14 protein-coding genes, 1 pseudogene and 1 riboswitch are annotated in these 17,008 nt (G+C 66.7%); of the genes and pseudogenes, 4 read left to right on the top strand and 11 right to left on the bottom strand.

Translation table 11 applies throughout. The annotated features are described in order from the left end of the window. From MKD50_RS14395 to MKD50_RS14385, 3 genes and pseudogenes are all read right to left on the bottom strand, one after another. Positions 1-117 (bottom strand): annotated as a pseudogene (locus MKD50_RS14395) (allantoinase); the annotation flags it as partial. A 157-nt stretch (positions 118-274) separates the two neighbouring features. After that, positions 275-1,681 (bottom strand): nucleobase:cation symporter-2 family protein, encoded by a 1,407-nt coding sequence (locus MKD50_RS14390; RefSeq protein ID WP_115706376.1) that lies wholly within the window; start codon positions 1,679-1,681, stop codon positions 275-277. 170 nt (positions 1,682-1,851) lie between these two features. After that, the gene (locus MKD50_RS14385; RefSeq protein ID WP_115706377.1) at positions 1,852-2,628 is read right to left on the bottom strand and encodes a GntR family transcriptional regulator; all 777 of its coding nucleotides are present in this window, start codon (positions 2,626-2,628) and stop codon (positions 1,852-1,854) included. A 298-nt stretch (positions 2,629-2,926) separates the two neighbouring features. On the opposite strand from MKD50_RS14385, the gene uraH reads away from it, so the two are divergent. Both uraH and MKD50_RS14375 read left to right on the top strand, forming a co-directional pair. Next, a complete protein-coding gene (gene uraH, locus MKD50_RS14380) occupies positions 2,927-3,280 on the top strand; it encodes a hydroxyisourate hydrolase (protein ID WP_012352291.1) in 354 nt (117 codons plus the stop codon). Positions 3,281-3,311: 31 nt separating this feature from the next. After that, the gene (locus MKD50_RS14375) at positions 3,312-4,517 is read left to right on the top strand and encodes a urate hydroxylase PuuD (RefSeq protein WP_252667397.1); all 1,206 of its coding nucleotides are present in this window, start codon (positions 3,312-3,314) and stop codon (positions 4,515-4,517) included. 169 nt (positions 4,518-4,686) lie between these two features. Here MKD50_RS14375 and MKD50_RS14370 read toward each other — a convergent pair whose 3' ends face one another. The 7 genes from MKD50_RS14370 to xdhA form a co-directional block, all read right to left on the bottom strand. After that, complete coding sequence (locus MKD50_RS14370) at positions 4,687-5,262, bottom strand: TMEM165/GDT1 family protein (RefSeq protein ID WP_115706379.1); 576 nt, start codon at positions 5,260-5,262, stop codon at positions 4,687-4,689. Between the two features lie 27 nt (positions 5,263-5,289). Beyond that, a riboswitch (yybP-ykoY riboswitch) is annotated at positions 5,290-5,520 on the bottom strand. A gap of 56 nt (positions 5,521-5,576) precedes the next feature. Next, positions 5,577-6,749: a fatty acid desaturase gene (locus tag MKD50_RS14365; protein WP_252667396.1), complete on the bottom strand. Its 1,173-nt coding sequence runs from the start codon at positions 6,747-6,749 to the stop codon at positions 5,577-5,579. Positions 6,750-6,939: 190 nt separating this feature from the next. Then, a complete protein-coding gene (gene guaD, locus MKD50_RS14360) occupies positions 6,940-8,262 on the bottom strand; it encodes a guanine deaminase (protein WP_115706381.1) in 1,323 nt (440 codons plus the stop codon). A 76-nt stretch (positions 8,263-8,338) separates the two neighbouring features. Then, entirely contained in the window at positions 8,339-9,394 is a 1,056-nt protein-coding gene (locus MKD50_RS14355) for an adenosine deaminase (protein ID WP_012352296.1), read from the bottom strand. A gap of 55 nt (positions 9,395-9,449) precedes the next feature. Further along, positions 9,450-10,439, bottom strand: coding sequence for a xanthine dehydrogenase accessory protein XdhC (gene xdhC / locus MKD50_RS14350; protein ID WP_252667395.1), 990 nt, complete (start codon positions 10,437-10,439; stop codon positions 9,450-9,452). 141 nt (positions 10,440-10,580) lie between these two features. After that, complete coding sequence (gene xdhB, locus MKD50_RS14345) at positions 10,581-12,941, bottom strand: xanthine dehydrogenase molybdopterin binding subunit (RefSeq protein ID WP_252667394.1); 2,361 nt, start codon at positions 12,939-12,941, stop codon at positions 10,581-10,583. Positions 12,942-12,967: 26 nt separating this feature from the next. Further along, on the bottom strand, positions 12,968-14,470 hold the full coding sequence (gene xdhA / locus MKD50_RS14340; RefSeq protein ID WP_252667393.1) for a xanthine dehydrogenase small subunit: 1,503 nt from the start codon (positions 14,468-14,470) through the stop codon (positions 12,968-12,970). Positions 14,471-14,690: 220 nt separating this feature from the next. On the opposite strand from xdhA, the gene MKD50_RS14335 reads away from it, so the two are divergent. Together MKD50_RS14335 and MKD50_RS14330 are read left to right on the top strand one after the other, a co-directional pair. Next, positions 14,691-15,638, top strand: a complete 948-nt coding sequence (locus tag MKD50_RS14335; protein WP_010809162.1) for a LysR substrate-binding domain-containing protein — start codon at positions 14,691-14,693, stop codon at positions 15,636-15,638. A 9-nt stretch (positions 15,639-15,647) separates the two neighbouring features. Further along, entirely contained in the window at positions 15,648-16,169 is a 522-nt protein-coding gene (locus tag MKD50_RS14330) for a GrpB family protein (protein WP_252667392.1), read from the top strand. A gap of 4 nt (positions 16,170-16,173) precedes the next feature. Here MKD50_RS14330 and MKD50_RS14325 read toward each other — a convergent pair whose 3' ends face one another. Continuing rightward, complete coding sequence (locus tag MKD50_RS14325) at positions 16,174-16,995, bottom strand: ABC transporter substrate-binding protein (RefSeq protein ID WP_252667391.1); 822 nt, start codon at positions 16,993-16,995, stop codon at positions 16,174-16,176. Positions 16,996-17,008: the final 13 nt, after the last annotated feature.

Below are 17,008 nucleotides of genomic sequence, written 5' to 3'. Positions count from 1 at the left end.
ACCTTCTTCGTAGTTGAGGACGAACTGCAGCGCCACGCGCGCGCCGCCCGGCCAGCGGGCGTGCGGCGGGCGGGCGCCGTAACCGATGAGATCGCGTGGATAGTTATCGTTTGTCATGTGTCGTTGCTTGCTTCAGGAAACCACCCGGCACCGCCGTCCCGCTGCAGGCGCCGATCGTCACGCAATGAGCATGCCAGTCGCGCCGGCGGCGGTGCCGGTCTGCATCCGGGAACCGGACCCTTGCGGGGCCGGCCCTGCGTTGCCGGTACTTCGATTACTCGGTGCCGTGCGAGTTGGCCGCGGCGTTGCGCATGGCCTCTTCGCGCGACTGGATGCCGTTGTAGAACAGGTTCAGCGCCACCGCCACGATGGTGCCGAGCACGATGCCGCTGTGCGTGAACGGGTCGGTCCACTTGGGCAGATACTGGAAGAACGTCGGCGCCAGCGTCGGGATCATGCCGAAGCCGATCGAGATGGCGACGATGAACAGGTTGTGGCGGTTGCGGTTGAAATCGCACGAACCCAGGATGCGGATGCCGGTGGCGGCGACCATGCCGAACATCACGATGCCGGCGCCGCCCAGCACGAACTGCGGCACCGAGGCCACCACGTGGGCCATCTTGGGAAACAGGCCGAAGGCGATCAGGATGATGCCGCCGGCCGCCGCGACGTAGCGCGAGCGCACGCCAGTCACCGTCACCAGGCCCACGTTTTGCGAGAACGAGGTGTAGGGGAAGGTGTTGAAGATGCCGCCGATCACCGTGCCCAGGCCGTCGGCGCGCAGGCCGCGGGTCAGGTCCTCGTTGCTCAGCTTCTTGCCGGTGATGTCCGACAGCGCCAGGAACATGCCGGTCGACTCCACCAGCGTGATCAGCATGACGATGCACATCGACAGGATCGCGGTCACTTCGAAGGTCGGCATGCCGAAATGCAGCGGCGTGATGACCGCGACGAAGCTGGCTTCATCCAGGCCGTCGAACGACACCTTGCCCAGGCCCATCGCCACCAGCGTGCCGATGATGATGCCGAGCAGCACCGCGCAGTTGGCGACCAGGCCGCGGCCGTACTTAGTCAGCAGCAGGATGGTGATCAGCGTCAGGCCGGCGATGCCAAGGTTGGCCAGGTCGCCATAGGCCAGGTTTGGCACTTCCTTGACGACGCCGTCGATGACGGCGCGCGTGGTGGGCTGGCCACCGGCCGACCAGTTGATGGCCACGCGCATCAGCGACACGCCGATCAGCGTGATCACGGTGCCGGTCACCACCGGCGGGAACAATCCCAGCATGCGTCCCATCAGCGGCGCGATCAGGATGCCGAAGATCCCTGACGCAATCACCGCGCCATAGATGCCGAGCAGGCCGACATTGGGATCGGTGCCGATGGCGATCATCGGCGCCACCGAGGCAAAGGTCACACCCATCATCACCGGCAGGCGGATGCCGAACTTCCAGAAGCCGATCGCCTGGATCAGCGTGGCCAGGCCGGCGGCGAACAGGTCGGCGTTGATAAGGAACGCCAGCTGGTCCTTGGGCAGCTTGAGCGCGCCACCCACGATCAGTGGCACGGCAACCGTGCCGGCGTACATCACCAGAACGTGCTGCAACCCGAGCGCGAGCAGGCGCCCGGAAGGCAAACGCTCGTTGGTGAGGTCCGTCGGGACCGTGGTGCTTGCGGAATTCATTGGTGCGTCTCCTCTCCTTTGGTTTGATGGGAACGCCACGTCCGTGCCGGCAGTTTGGTCGGTGTTGTTATGGGCCCGTCGTCGCCGCGCTCTCGTTTGCACTGCCTGGGCGCGGTACTGACGACGGGCCTGCTGCCTTCTTCTTGCGGGGGCGTGACGGGAACACCGTGCTAGGTGGAGCGGCCCAGCACGCTGCGAAGATCGAAGCTGCCCGGTTCGTCCGGCTGCACGCGGTCGGCGCAGGCGCCAAGGTGGTGCGCCATGCGCGACTGGGCCAGTGCGGCATTGCCCTGTTCGAGGGCGTCGAGGATTTCTTCGTGCTCGTCGAACGAGCAGGCGTTGTTGCCCGGCGCTTCCACGCTGGCAATCATCAGAGTGGTGCGCGACACCAGGCGGCGCATCATGTTGACCAGCAGCGCATTGCCCGACAGTTCCGCCAGCGCGGTGTGGAATTCGGCGGACAGGCGGATCCACTTGGGACGGTCGTGCGTCAGGAAGGCCTGGCGCTCATTGGCCACCATCTGCCGCAGCGGCGCGATCACGGCCTTGACGTCAGGCATGGCGGCCAGCTTTTCCAGCACCGCGCGCTCCAGCATCTGGCGCAGCTCGAACATGTCGTGCGCCTCGTCGGTCGACGGGCTGGCGATAAAGGCGCCGCGGTTGGGCTCGAGGTCGACCATGCCGTCCGCCGCCAGGTGCGACAGCACCTTGCGCACGGTGTGGCGCGCGGTGGCATAGATCTCGCAAAGCGAATGCTCGGTGAGCTTGGTGCGCGGCGGCAGCCGGTGCTCCATGATCGCGTCGTAGATCTCGTGGTACATGCGCTCCTCGACCGAGCCCTTGCGCGCGGGCTTGGCGGGCTTGGCCGGGATCTCGGTCGGCGCGCCGAGCTCGGATTCGGCCTTGGATTCGGCGTTGGCGGCAATCAGCTTCAGGCTCTTGGACATCGTGGCACCAGCAGGTCAGGCAGGACACCGTAAATCCTGCGTATCAGGGTACGGTGATCCAAAAATTGTTGACAATTATTTGGTTACGGCCTCAATATTGTCAACAAAACCAACTCAGGTTTTCGACAACTCAGGGAAATCCCTGAATTGCCAACGGGGAAGTGCAGGCGCATTGTCGCCACGCACCAACCCAGCGCCGGGATGCGTTACCAGACGTACCGAGCGGGCACCATCCCACACATGGTGCTAGTGAAGGCAGCGGCGCCCCTCACAACCCAATCGCAAAAGGACAAATACGATGGGACGCTTGACCACCCATGTTCTCGACACCGCTGCGGGCACGCCCGGGCAGGGCATGTCAATTACTCTCCATAAAATTGTCGACAATCGTCGCGAAACCCTCAAGACCGTGGTCACCAACCACGACGGCCGCTGCGACCAGCCGCTGCTGGAGGGGGCCGACCTCGCCGCGGGCGTCTACGAGCTGGAATTCGCCGCCGGCGACTATTTCCGCGCCCAGGGCGTGAAGCTGCCCGAGCCGGCCTTCCTGGACGTGGTGCCGCTGCGCTTCGGCATTGCCGATGTCAACGCGCACTATCACGTGCCCCTCCTGGTTTCGCCCTGGTCGTACTCGACCTACCGCGGCAGCTGACGCGGTGGCATAGGGAAACAGGAGACAAGACATGGAAGGCTATATCGTCGACTGGGCCAATATGCTGCTGCGGTGGGTGCACGTCATCACCGCCATCGCATGGATCGGCTCTTCGTTCTATTTCGTGTGGCTGGACAACAGCCTGACCAAGCCCACCGCGCCGGACCTGAAGGAAAAGGGCGTCGACGGCGAGCTGTGGGCGGTGCACGGCGGCGGCTTCTACAACCCGCAGAAGTACCTGACCGCGCCCAAGTCGCTGCCGGAGAACCTGCACTGGTTCTACTGGGAGTCGTATTCGACCTGGATGAGCGGCTTTGCGCTGCTGGTGGTGCTGTACCTGTTCAACGCCAGCACGTTCCTGATCGACAAGAACGTGTTCGACATGTCGCCCGGCGCGGCGGTCGGCTTCGCGGTGTCGTACCTGCTGATCGGCTGGATCGTCTATGACAGCATCTGCCGCCTGTTCAACAAGAACGACCGGCTGGTCGGCATCCTGGTGGCGATCTACATCGCCGCCGCCGCCTACGTTGCGTGCCATATCTTCTCGGGCCGCGCGGCGTTCCTGCTGACCGGCGCGATGGTGGCGACGATCATGAGCGCGAACGTGCTGGCATGGATCATCCCGGGCCAGCGCAAGGTGGTTGCCGCACTGAAGGCCGGCCAGCCGGTGGACCCGATCCACGGCAAGCGTGGCAAGCAGCGCAGCGTGCACAACACCTACTTCACGCTGCCGGTGCTGTTCGCAATGCTGTCGAACCACTACAGCATGACCTACGCCCACAAGTACAACTGGGTGGTGCTGATCCTGATCATGCTGTCGGGCGTGCTGATCCGCCAGTTCTTCATCCTGAAGCACAAGGGCAAGATCAACGTGCTGTGGCCTGCCGCCGGCGTCGCCGCGCTGGGGGTTGTCGCCGTGATGATCGCGCCGCAGCCGCGCCCGGCCGTGGCCAAGGCCGATGGCGAGGCCGCCACGGCGGTCAGCTTCGCCAAGGTGCAGGAAGTGATGAACGCGCGCTGCGTGCAGTGCCACGCCGAGCAGCCGAAGATGATGCCGACCGCGGCCAAGGGCATCAAGCTCGAGACGCCCGAGGACATCAAGGCTCACGCCCAGCTGATCTACCAGCAGGCGGTGCAGCAGAAGGCGATGCCGCTGGGCAACGTGACGCAGATCACCGACGACGAACGCGCACTGCTGGGGCAGTGGTTCGAAGGCGGTGCCAAGACTACGAATTAACGTGTTTCTGAACTGAGAAGTGGTGGGGCTGGCTCTTGCAGAGCCGGCCCGAGAAATCCGAGCATCGGTGATCGACGGTCCGGAGGGTTGAGCGGTTGGCGACTGGTTGTACCGGACCGGCGAGGGTTTGGACGGGGCCTTGTGCCCCGTTTTTTTTTTGCCTGGTGTTTTATCCGCCAATATTCAGCAGCGCCAGCACCCCCAGCACCAGGAAGATCCCGGCCGCAATCTTGTGCACCAGCCCGATCGGCATCTTGTTGGCAAACCTGTCCCCCAGCAACACAGCCGGCGCATTGGCGACCATCATGCCGAAGGTCGTCCCCATGACCACCGCCAGCACCGCATCGCTGAAGCGCGCCGCCAGCGCTACCGTGGCGATCTGGGTCTTGTCGCCCATCTCGGCAAAGAAGAAGGCAACGAGGGTGGTGCCGAGGATGCCGATGAAGCCCTTGACCGGCTTGGCCTGCTCGGCGTCGTCCAGCTTGTCGGGGATCAGCATCCACGCGGCCATCGCGATAAAGCCCAGGCCGAGGATCCAGCGCAGCAGGCTTTCGCCGACCACGTGGGTGATCCAGCCGCCGAGCGCGCCGGCGAAGCCGTGGTTGAACAGCGTGGCGATCAGGATGCCGAGGATGATGGGCGCCGGCTTGCGGTAACGTGCGGCCAGCACCAGCGACAGCAATTGCGTCTTGTCGCCCATTTCTGCAAGGGCGACGATGCCTGTGGAGACGAGGAAGGCTTCCATATTGGTCTTGTGGGGTAACCGGGCCGCAATGCATCGCGAGATGCCAATGACGCAACCCTTTCCCGGCCCGGCCAGAAAGGGATGGTCATCGGTCTCGCCAGGCATGGACGCTGCCTGTGCCATTCTGGCCAGGCGGGTCCGGAGCTGCGCACGCCATAACCGCAAGCGGTCAAGTCTGTTGACGTACGCCCCTGTCTGCCGAAGTCCGCATTGCGCGGCGCGGTGAGAGCAGGGCGGCTACTCCCCAATGGAAGCAGCGATTATAACCGCGGCGGCGGTGGCTCGTCCACCGCCGCTGGCGGCCGGCAGGGCGCTCAGGCCGGTACCGGCGCGTTCTCGCTGGTCTGGCGGCCGCGGAAATCGGTCCAGCACAGCGCCTTGAAGTCATAGAGCTTGCAGCGGCGCGCGGTGTCGAAATACCAGCGCCAGGAGAAGTTCTCGATGATGATGCGGCCCGGCAGCGCGTGCTCCAGCAGCGCCTGCGCGCGCTTGAGGCGGTACAGCGGCACGCTCATGTCGACGTGGTGCGCGGTGTGTTCCATGATGTGGTGCAGCGCCGCGCCGATGCCATGGCGGAAGCGCAAGTGCACGGTGGTCGAGACGAACGGCTGGGCCCGGGCCCACATGGTCTTGGTGTCGTACCAGGCCACGCTGGTGTGGGTATGGTGCACATACAGCACGAAGCCGACGGTGACGTTCCACACCAGGAAGGGCAGCACGAAGCCGGCGCCGATCAGCATCCAGACGGACTGCTGCGTGGCCAGCGCCAGGCCGACCAGCGCGCCGATCCAGGCCAGCCCGAACGCCGCCACCAGCACGCAGTCGCCGGTGAAGATCGAACGGCGCGTGGCCATCTGGCGCTTGCTGGGGAAGAACAGCTTGCACCACCAGATCTCGACCAGGTAATACAGCCCCGGGCCGAAGCCGGTGCGGTAGATGCGCTCCATCGCGCGGCGCCAGCGCGGCAGCGCGTTGAATTCTTCCAGCGAATACGGCGCCCAGACGAAGTCGAAGCCCTTCAGGTTGGTGTAGCCGTGATGGACCACGTTATGGCCGACTTCCCACAGGCTGTACGGCGTCAGCGATGGCAGGAAGGTCAGCCGGCCCAGCCACTTGTTCAGGCCGCGGCGCGGGGTCAGGCTCTGGTGGCAGGCATCGTGGCCGATGATAAACAGGCGCGCGATCACCAGCCCGGCCAGCACGCCCAGCGCGAGCTTGGCGGCCCAGTGCGGCGCCAGCACCACGCCGGCCAGCACGGTGCCGAACAGCAGGTAATCGAAACCGAACAGCATCAGCGCGCGCGGCGTGCTGCGCTGGCCCAGCGGGATCAGCCAGCCGCGGATGATCTTGCGCGACGGCAGCGGCGCGTCCGGCGCGATCGGTTCAGGAAGCGGAGCCTGGTGCGGCGCATGGGCGCGTGCGCCGGCACGCGCCTGGGCGTGCCCGGGGGCGGGCTCGACGGATTGGGCGGATTGATATGCGGTCATGCAGAACCTTCTTATTGCGGTCGATGGGTATCTGTGCGCGGCAAGGCAGAGTGGCCGCGGCGAAACCGCAAGGTTAGAAGGCTTTGTCGAGGGCAGTCTTGACGGTCGTCAAGCCGGTGGGACGGCGGAAGCGGTAAAGGGCGGGCCCGCCGCGGGCGCGGCGGGCAACGGGATGCTGCCGTGTGGCGGATCAGGCTGCCGGGATGTTGGCGGCCTCGCCCATCACGTAGACGCTGTCGATCACGCGGTCGTCGCCCAGCATGGCAAAGGCGAACAGTTCTTCTTCCAGCGTTTCCGAGCGGTTGCTGCGGCGAGCGATCAGCGGCGTGGCCTTGGGGTCGAGCACGATGAAGTCGGCCTCGCAGCCTTCGCTGAAGCTGCCGACGCGGCCGGTCCAGCCCAGCGCCTCGGCCGCGGCGCGGGTGGCCAGGTAGAACATGCGCAGCGCGGTCAGGTAGTAGCCGCCCATGCGCGCCACCTTGTGCGCGGCGTTCATGGTGCGGAACATCGAGAACGAGGTGCCGCCGCCGACGTCGGTGGCCAGCGTCACGTTCAGGCGGTTGGCATCGGACTGGTGGAAGTCATAGAAGCCGCTGCCCAGGAACAGGTTGGAAGTCGGGCAGTGCGCCACCGCGGCGCCGCTGTCGGCCAGCCGGCGGCGGTCGTCCTGGTCCAGGTAGATGGCGTGGCCGTACATTGCGCCGGGACGCAGCAGGCCATAGCGGTCGTAGACGTCCAGGTAGCTGCGCGCGTCCGGGAACAGCTCGGCCACCCACTTGACCTCATCACGGTTCTCCGCCACGTGGGTCTGGATAAACGCGTCCGGATAGGCGCGCGCGAGTTCGCCGCAGGCGGCCAGCTGCGCCTCGGTCGAGGTCGGCGCGAAGCGCGGCGTGATCGCGTACGACAGCCGTCCCTTGTTATGCCAGCGCGACAGCAGGTCGGCGGAATCCCGGGCGCCGCTTTCGGCGGTGTCGCGCAGGAACTCGGGGCAGTTGCGGTCCATCATCACCTTGCCGGTGACCATGCGCAGGTTGCGCGCCTCGCTCTCGGCAAAGAGGGCGTCGGCCGAGGCCTTGTGCACCGTGCTCCAGACCACCGCGCTGGTGGTGCCGTTGCGCAGCAGTTCCTCGGTAAAGAAGCCGGCCACGCCGCGCGCGTAGTCGGGATCGGCGAAGCGGCGCTCTTCCGGGAAGGTGTAGGTGTCGAGCCAGTGTAGCAGCCCCGGCGACGGCGACGCGATCATGTCGGTCTGCGGGTAGTGCACGTGGGTGTCGATAAAGCCGGGCACGATCAGCTTGCCGCGGTGGTCGATGACCTCGGCGCCGGCCGGGATGCGCGCGGCCAGCTGGGCGTAGTCGCCGGCGGCGGCGATGCGCCCGTCGGTGACGATCAGCACCCCGTCGTCCCAATACTGATACGCGTCCTCATGGAATTGCGGGTCGCGCAGGAAATGCAGCACGCGACCGCGGATGGCGCGGGTACGGGAGTCAGTGGTGGGGTGGGTCGTCATGGTTTGTCTCTCGTGGCCGGCCCGCGCGGCACCGCATGGTGCAAGCAGCAGGCCGGGCTATTGGCATGCGCCGTGCTCAGGCCGCGGGGGCCGTCGCGGGCGGGGACTTGGGTGGAGCGGACCAGAAGTGGTCGACTTCCGCCAGGAACTCGGCCTTCTGCATGGCAGGCAGGAAGGCCGCTTCAAAACTGTTGCGGGCCAGCTTGTGCGCGTCGGCCGCGTCCAGCGGCAGCGCGTCGAAGGTGGCTTCCCAGTTCGCATTCATATAGCCGCCGAAGTAGGCCGGGTCGTCCGAATGCAGGGTGATGGCCACGCCCGCATCCAGCATGCGCTTGAGCGGGTGGTCGCGCAGGTCGGGATAGACCTTGAGCTTGACGTTCGACAGCGGGCACACCGTGAGCGCCACGCGCTCGCGCGCCAGGCGTTCGACCAGCGCGGCATCGTCGATGGCGCGCACGCCGTGGTCGATGCGCTCGGCCTTCAGGATGTCGAGCGCATCGGCGACGTATTGCGCCGGACCTTCCTCGCCCGCGTGCGCCACCAGGTGCAGGCCGAGCTCGCGCGCCCGGGCGAACACGCGCGCGAATTTCTCCGGCGGGTTGCCTTTTTCCGACGAATCGAGCCCGACGCCGACGAAGCGGTCGCGGTACGGCAGCGCCGCTTCCAGCGTGGCGAATGCGTCTTCCTCCGACAGATGGCGCAGGAAGCACAGGATCAGGCTGCTCGAGAAGTCGTACTCGGTGCGGGCCTGCGCCAGCGCATCGGCAATGCCGTCGATCACTACGCCGATCGGCACGCCGCGCGCGGTATGGGTCTGCGGATCGAAGAAGATCTCGGCGTGGCGGACGTTGTCGGCGACGGCGCGCTTGACGTAGTCCATGGTCATGTCGAAGAAATCTTCCTCGGTCAGCAGCACGCTGGCGCCGGCGTAGTAGATGTCCAGGAACGACTGCAGGTCGGTAAAGGCATAGGCGGCGCGCAGCGCGTCGACGCTGGGGTAGGGCAGAGCCACCTGGTTGCGCTGCGCCAGCCGGAAGATCAGTTCCGGCTCAAGCGTGCCTTCGATATGCACATGCAGTTCGGCCTTGGGGGTGCGGCGGATCTGTTCCGCGAGCGCGGCATCGATGGTCATGGGGGCCTCGTTTCTGGGCTTTTCTGTGCCGGCCGGCAGCACCGGCGGCACGGGTTCAGGGATGCACCGCCTCCGTGCGGCCCGCACGCAGCGCGGCAAGGCGCTGTTCGCGGACCTGGAGCAGCTGGGCGACGATGGCTACCGCAATCATAGCCGGAGCTTTGTCGGTAATCCCGGGAACCCCCATGGGGCATGTCATTTCCGCAAACCGGGCCGGGTCGATGCCGTGCTCGGCCATGCGGTGTTCAAAGCGCGCGCGCTTGGTCTTGGAACCGATCAGCCCGAAGTAGGCAAAGTCGGTGCGCTTGAGGATTTCTTCGCACAGGGTCTGGTCCAGCGCATGGCTGTGCGTCATGACCAGGAAGTAGCTGCCCGCGGGCGCCTGCGCCACTACCGCTTCGGGCGTGTCGCTGGCCTCGGCCTCGACATTGTCGGGCAGCCCGCCGGGGAACAGCGTGTCGCGCTCGTCGACCCAGTGCACGCGGCACGGCAGCGTAGCCAGTACCTTGACCAGTGCATGGCCGACATGGCCCGCGCCAAACAGCACCACGTGCATGGTGTCGGGCACCAGCGTGTCGGTCCAGCTGCCGTCCGCTTGCAGCTCCACGCCGGCGAGCACCGCGCGGCTGTCGCAAAAGGTCACCGCGCCGCGGGCCGGCACCTGCCGCTGCAGCGCACGCTGCGCGGTGAAATTGCGCTCGACCGCATCGAGCCAGGCCAGGTCGGCCTGGCCCAGCACTTCGAAGGCAAGCTGCACCACGCCGCCGCAGCACTGCCCCAGCGCCGGGCCCAGCGGAATGCGCTCGATCCGGCGCGGCTCGCCGCGCACCAGCATCTCGCGCGCGATGTCCATGCCGCGCCATTCCAGGTGGCCGCCGCCGATGGTGCCGACCAGGTCGTCGGCGCTGACCAGCATGCGGATGCCGGCCTCGCGCGGCGCGGAGCCCTTGACCTCGACGATGGTGACCATCGCCACCGGCACGCCGGTGCGCACCAGGCGGGCGGCGTCGGCGAAGCGGAAGGGTTTGAGCGGTGCGTCCTGCATTGTGGGGGCCTTTGGTGATGCGTGGTATTGCTTGGGTCAGAGGTGGCGCGCGCCTGCTTCTGCCACCGGCCCCTCGCCTGTCAACGCAGTCGAGGGGGGAAAGTCCGGGGCCTCCGCAGGCGCGCGCTTCCTTGCCACCGTTCAGGCTGCCTGCGCAGCCCGTTGCGCCGCCGCCGCGCGCACTGCATCGACGGCATCGAGGATCGCTTCGCTGGTGGCCGGGGCCTTCAGCGGCGGGTTGATGCGGTAGTCGCCCAGCGCTGCCACGGCGTCGCGGATGGCGAAGAACACCGAGAACGGCAGCAGCAGCGGCGGCTCGCCCACGGCCTTGGAGCGGTGGATGCTGTCTTCGACGTTGCGGTTCTGGAACAGGCGCACGTTGAATTCCTCGGGGCAGTCGTTGACCGTCGGGATCTTGTAGGTGGACGGGGCGTGCGTCATCAGCTTGCCGTCCTTGTTCCACCACAGTTCCTCGGTGGTCAGCCAGCCCATGCCCTGGATGAAGGCGCCTTCGACCTGGCCGATATCGATCGCCGGGTTCAGCGAGCGGCCGGCGTCGTGCAGCGCGTCGGCGCGCAGCAGCTTCCATTCGCCGGTGAGCGTGTCCACCAGCACCTCGGAGCATGCGGCGCCGTAGGCGAAGTAGTAGAACGGACGGCCCTGCAGCGACTTCTGGTCCCAGTGCAGCTTGGGCGTGGTGTAGAAGCCGTCGGACCACAGCTGCACGCGCGCCACGTAGGCTTCGCGCGCCAGCTCGCCGAACGACAGGCGCAGCTCGCCGGCACTGACCAGGTCATCGTTGAAGCGCACCTCGGACGGCTCCACGCCAGCCTTGCGCGCGGCAAACGCGGCCAGGCGCTCGCGGATCTGGCGCGCGGCGTCCTGGGCGGCCTTGCCGTTCAGGTCGGCGCCGGTCGACGCCGCGGTGGCCGAGGTATTGGCCACCTTGCTGGTGTCGGTCGCGGTCACGCGCACCCGTTCCATGCGGATGCCGAGCTCGTGCGCCACCACCATCGCCACCTTGGTGTTCAGGCCCTGGCCCATTTCGGTGCCGCCGTGGTTGACCAGCACCGAGCCGTCGTTGTAGACGTGCACCAGCGCGCCGGCCTGGTTGAAGTGGGCCACGTTGAACGAGATGCCGAACTTCACGGGGGTGATGGCGATGCCCTTCTTAAGCACCGGGCTGCTGGCGTTGAACGCGCGCGTGGCCTCGCGGCGGGCGCGGTATTCGCTGCTGGCCACCAGTTCGTCGATCAGCTCGTGGATGACGTTGTCTTCCACGGTCTGGCCGTAGGGCGTGACGTTGTTGCCGGTCTTGCCGTAGAAGTTGGCGCGGCGCACGTCGAGCGAATCCTTGCCGACCGTGCGGGCGATATTGTCGAGGATGTACTCGACCGCGAACGCGCCCTGCGGGCCGCCGAAGCCGCGGAAGGCGGTGTTGCTCTGCGTGTTGGTCTTGCCGCAGTAGCCGTCGATCTGCACGTTCGGCAGCCAGTAGGCGTTGTCGAAGTGGCAGATGGCACGGGTCATCACCGGGCCCGACAGGTCGGCCGAAAAACCGGCGCGCGACACCATCTCGACCTTGACGCCTTCGATATGGCCTTCGTCGTCGTGGCCGACGCTGTAGTCGAACACGAAGTCATGGCGCTTGCCAGTGATCATCATGTCGTCGTCGCGGTCCGGGCGCAGCTTGACCGGGCACATCAGCTTCCAGGCTGCCAGCGCGGCGCAGCAGGCGAACAGCGCCGACTGCGATTCCTTGCCGCCGAAGCCGCCGCCCATGCGGCGGCATTCCACCAGCACCTGGTGCGCCTGCCAGCCCAGCATATGGCACACGGCGTGTTGCATTTCGGTGGGGTGCTGGGTCGAGCACCACACTTGCATGCTGTCGTTCTCGCGCGGGGCCGCGTACGAGATCTGGCCTTCGAGATAGAACTGCTCCTGGCCGCCCAGGTGGATCGTGCCGCTGTCCTGGTGGGCCGCGCCGGCAATGCGCGCGGCCGGTTCGCCGCGTGTCAAGTGCATCGGCGGCAGCACATAGCTGCCGGCCTCGTGCGCGGCCTGCGGCGACAGCACCGGCGGCAGGTCTTCATAGTCGATCACGCCGAGGCGGGCGGCGCGGCGGGCCGCGTCATGCGAGGTCGCCACCACGATAAAGACCGGCTGGCCGACGAACTGCACCACGCCGCGCGCCAGGATCGGGTCGTCATGGATGATCGGGCCGCAATCATTGGTGCCGGGGATGTCGTCCACCGTCAGCACGTCGACCACGCCCGGCGCGGCGCGCACCTTGTCGAGCGAGACCGACTTGATGCGCGCGTGCGCGCGGGTGCTCATGCCGAGCGCGGCATGCAGCGTACCGGCCAGCTCGGGGATGTCGTCGGTGTAGGTGGCGGTGCCGGCCACGTGCAGGTGGGCGGATTCGTGCGGACGCGAGATGCCGACCTGCGGTACCTGTTCGGCGGCGGCGTCGAGCAGGAAGGGTTCGGTTTGCTTGTTCATGCCGATTTCGTTCCTTGTTCTCCGGCTCAGGCCGTGGCGGTTTCGTTGATGCCGGCGCCGGGAGCGCGGACATTGACGGCTGCGGCGGGCAGCGCGTCGGCGTTGGTTTCCAGCCAGAACCGGTACAGCAGGTTGGCGGCGCCGCGGCTGCGGTACGACGCGGTCGCGCGCATGTCGGACAGCGGCGTGTAGTCCTGTGCCAGCGCGGCCATGCCGGCGCGGGCGGTGGCTTCGTTCCACGGCTGGCCGGTCAGCACCGCCTCGGTGGCGGCGGCGCGCTTGGGCGTCGCCGCCATGCCGCCGAAGGCAATGCGGGCCTGCGTGACGATGCCGTCCTGCACGGTGATGCCGAATGCGGCGCACACGGCGGAAATATCCTCGTCAAAGCGTTTGGACAGCTTGTAGGTGCGGAAGTGCTGCGGGCCGGCCACCGGCACGCGCAGCGCGGCGACGAACTCGCCCGGCTGCATCGCCGTCTTCTGGTACGCCAGGTACAGGTCTTCAAGCGGCAGCGTGCGGCGCTTCTCGCCGTGCTGCAGCACCACTTCCGCGCCCAGCGCGATCAGCGCCGGCATCGAGTCGCCGATGGGCGAGCCGTTGGCGATATTGCCGCCCAGCGTGCCGGCATTGCGGATCGGCAGCGAGGCGAAGCGCTTCCACAGTTCTTCCAGCTCGGGATGTGCGGCGTTCAGCGCCGAGTAGGCCTTTTCCAGCGTCACCGCGGCGCCGATCTCGATCATGCCGTCGCGTTGCTCGACCTGGTTCAGGTCTTCCACCTGCCCCACGTAGAGCAGGTTGCCCAGCTCGCGGAACTGCTTGGTGACCCACAGGCCCACGTCGGTGCTGCCGGCCAGGATGCGGATATCGGGTTGCGCCGCCTTGATCGCGCCGAACTCGGCCGCGGTGCGCGGGGCGAAGAACTCCTGGCCCTGGGCGCGGTAGCGGAAGGTTTCGCCGCGCTTGAGGTTGCGCAGCGTGTCGGCGATCTGGCGCGGGTTGAGCTTGTCAGCGGTGGGGGCGGGCAGGGCCATCATGCGTTCGCCGGCATCGATGATCGGGCGGTAGCCGGTGCAGCGGCACAGGTTGCCGGTCAGCGCGTCACAGATGGCCTGGCGCGAGGGGGGCTCGGCGCCCGGCGTGTGCTGCTGGTACAGCGCCCACAGCGACATCACGAAGCCGGGGGTGCAGAAGCCGCACTGCGAGCCGTGGCATTCGACCATGGCTTCCTGCACCGGGTGCAGGTTGCCGTCGGCCTGGCGCAGGTCCTCGACCGTGATCAGGGCCTTGCCATCGAGCGTGGGCAGGAACTGGATGCAGGCGTTGACGGCCTTGAACTCGACGTCGCCGCCGTCCTGCAGCTCGCCGACCACGACGGTGCAGGCGCCGCAATCGCCTTCGGCGCAGCCTTCCTTGGTGCCGGTGCAGCGCGCGTCTTCACGCAGGTACTGCAGCACGGTGCGGGTAATTGGGGCGTCGGATACTTCCTTGACCTGGCCGCGGTGGAAAAAGCGGATGGTTTGCGTCTCCATGGTCTTCTCTCTCTTGGGGATGGCGGAAACATAGCATCGCTACGTTTCATGCAATATTCGACCCAGGTGATATGCGCCATCAGCGGGCACGCCCGTCGGTGCCCGGCCGCACTGAGCGGTATGCTGATTTGACCAATTGTGGGGTGCCTGTCATACACTATGCGCCGTTCCCATCCCCCACGCCACCCAATCCGGCCCCCGCCGGAGGGCCGCCATCGCCATGCACGGACGCGACCATCTCGATACCTATTTGCTGCGGGTGCTCCACACCCTGCTTACCGAGCAGAGCGTGACCCGCACCGCCGTGCGCCTGGGCCAGTCGCAGCCCGCCATCAGCAATACCCTGAAGCGCCTGCGCGAGATCACCGGCGACGCCATTTTGGTGCGGGGCAAAAACGGCATGGTGCCGACCGAGCGCGGCCGCGAGCTGCTGGCGCTGGCCGAGCAGAGCCTGGCCGCGATGGACCGCATCGCGCGGCCGCCGCAGCAGTTCGACCCGGCCACCACCACGCGCACCTTCCACCTTGGCGCGCCCGACTACCTGGACGCCTTCTTCCTGCCCAATATCGTCGAGCGCGTGCGCCGGCTGGCGCCCGGCGCCAAGCTGTTCGTGCACCCGATGACATCGTCGTCGGACTTCCTCGACGACCTCGAGCAGGGACAGCTGGATATCGTGGTCGGCAACTGGCTGTCGCCGCCGGAGCACCTGCATATCTCGCCGCTGTTCGACGACGAGGTGGTCTGCATGCTGGGCGCGCAGCACCCGCTGGCGCGCAAGGGGCTGACGCTCAAGCACTACCTGGAGATGCCGCACCTGGCGCCGGCGCCATACGCGTCGATGCAGCGCAGCATGATCGACCAGGCGCTCGCCGAGCAGGGCTACAAGCGCAATATCCAGGTCACGCTGCCGTACTTCGGGCTGGTTCCCTATGTGCTGATGAAGACCGACATGGTCTTCACCACCGGCCGGCAATTTGCCGCGCACTACGCGCAGTACCTGCCGATCCGCATGGTGCCGTCACCGGTGTCGTTCCCGCGCATGCGCTTCTACCAGCTGTGGCACGAGCGCTGCCATGCGGCGCCGGATGTGATGTGGATCCGGCGGATGATTGCAGAGGTGGCGGCGGATCTGCCGCAGTTGCCTAGGCTGGAGGCGGAGGCAGGATGAGGCGGCCAGATGTCCGAGGACGGCGCTGAACTGCTGCGGCTCGACCCTTCCGAGCTGAGCGGCGTCGCCGCGGAGCGCTTGTTCCGGGCGCTCCGGCGACGCCTTGCCGCGGTCCTGCCCGCCGACGCCGTCATTGAGCACGTCGGTGCCACGTCGGTGAGCGGCTGCCTGACCAAGGGTGACCTCGACATCTGCGTGCAGGTGAGCGAGGAAACGTTTGCCGAGGCCGATCGGGTGCTGGGCGCGCTATATGAAAGGAACCTGGGCTCGGTGCGTACGGCTGGGTTTTCTGCCTTCAAGCACGACGAACTACGGCCACCGGTGGGCATCCAACTGGTGGCGCGCGGCGCGCCCCTCGACGTATTCGTTCGCTTCCGTGATTGCCTCCGGGCCGATCCGGGGTTGGTCGACCATTACAACGCACTGAAGCGCAGCTACGACGGTGCGGCAATGAGCGACTACCGCGTGGCTAAATCGGCGTTTATCGAGCAGGTGCTGGGCGCAGCGGGCCAGGTGAGACCCTCTCAATAGGACGTCACTTGGCCTTGTAGTCCGGGAAGAACAACTGCTCCCCATCCACCTTGTACCCCGCAATCGCGTCCTGTCCTTCCTTCGACGTGATCCACTCCACCAGCTTCATCGCATCCTTGTAGTTGGTCCCCGGATGCCTGGCCGGGTTGACCGCGATGATCCCGTACGGGTTGAACATCTTCGCATCGCCCTCGATGGCGATCGCCAGGCCGGTCTTGGCGCGGTAGGCGCCATAGGTGGCGCGGTCCGACAGCGTATAGGCCGGCATCTGCGCCGCCATGGTGAGCACCTCGCCCATGCCCAGGCCGGCGTTGACGTACCACGGCTGGCCCTTGGGCTCGATGCCGAGCTGCTTCCAGTAGTCCTTTTCCATCACGTCGGTGCCGGAATTGTCGCCGCGCGAGATGAACTTGCTGCCGCTGGCGGCAAGCTTGCGGAAGCCGGCCAGCACGTCCTTGCCGCCCTTGACCCCCGCCGGGTCGCTGGCCGGGCCGACCACGATGAAATCGTTGTACATGACGTCGCGCCGGTTGACGCCGTAGCCGGCGGCGACGAAGGCATCCTCCATCTTGCGTGCGTGCACCAGCAGCACGTCGACATCGCCCATCTCGCCCATCTTCATGGCCTTGCCCGAGCCGACGGCGATGACTTTTACCGTGACGCCTGATTTGTGCTCGAAACGCGGCAGCAGGTACTTCAGCAGGCCTGAGTTCTCGGTGCTTGTGGTGGTGGCAAGCTTCAGCTCGCCGGCATGCGCGGCCGACAGCAGGCCGACGCAGAGCAGCGGCGCGACCAGGGGGCGCCAGAAGAGGTTATGGCGGGACATGGGCGATCTCCTC

Origin of the sequence: Cupriavidus mimosae, assembly GCF_023952485.1 — a bacterium.
GTDB lineage: Bacteria > Pseudomonadota > Gammaproteobacteria > Burkholderiales > Burkholderiaceae > Cupriavidus > Cupriavidus taiwanensis_C.
This window is presented reverse-complemented; position numbering and strand designations above follow the sequence as displayed.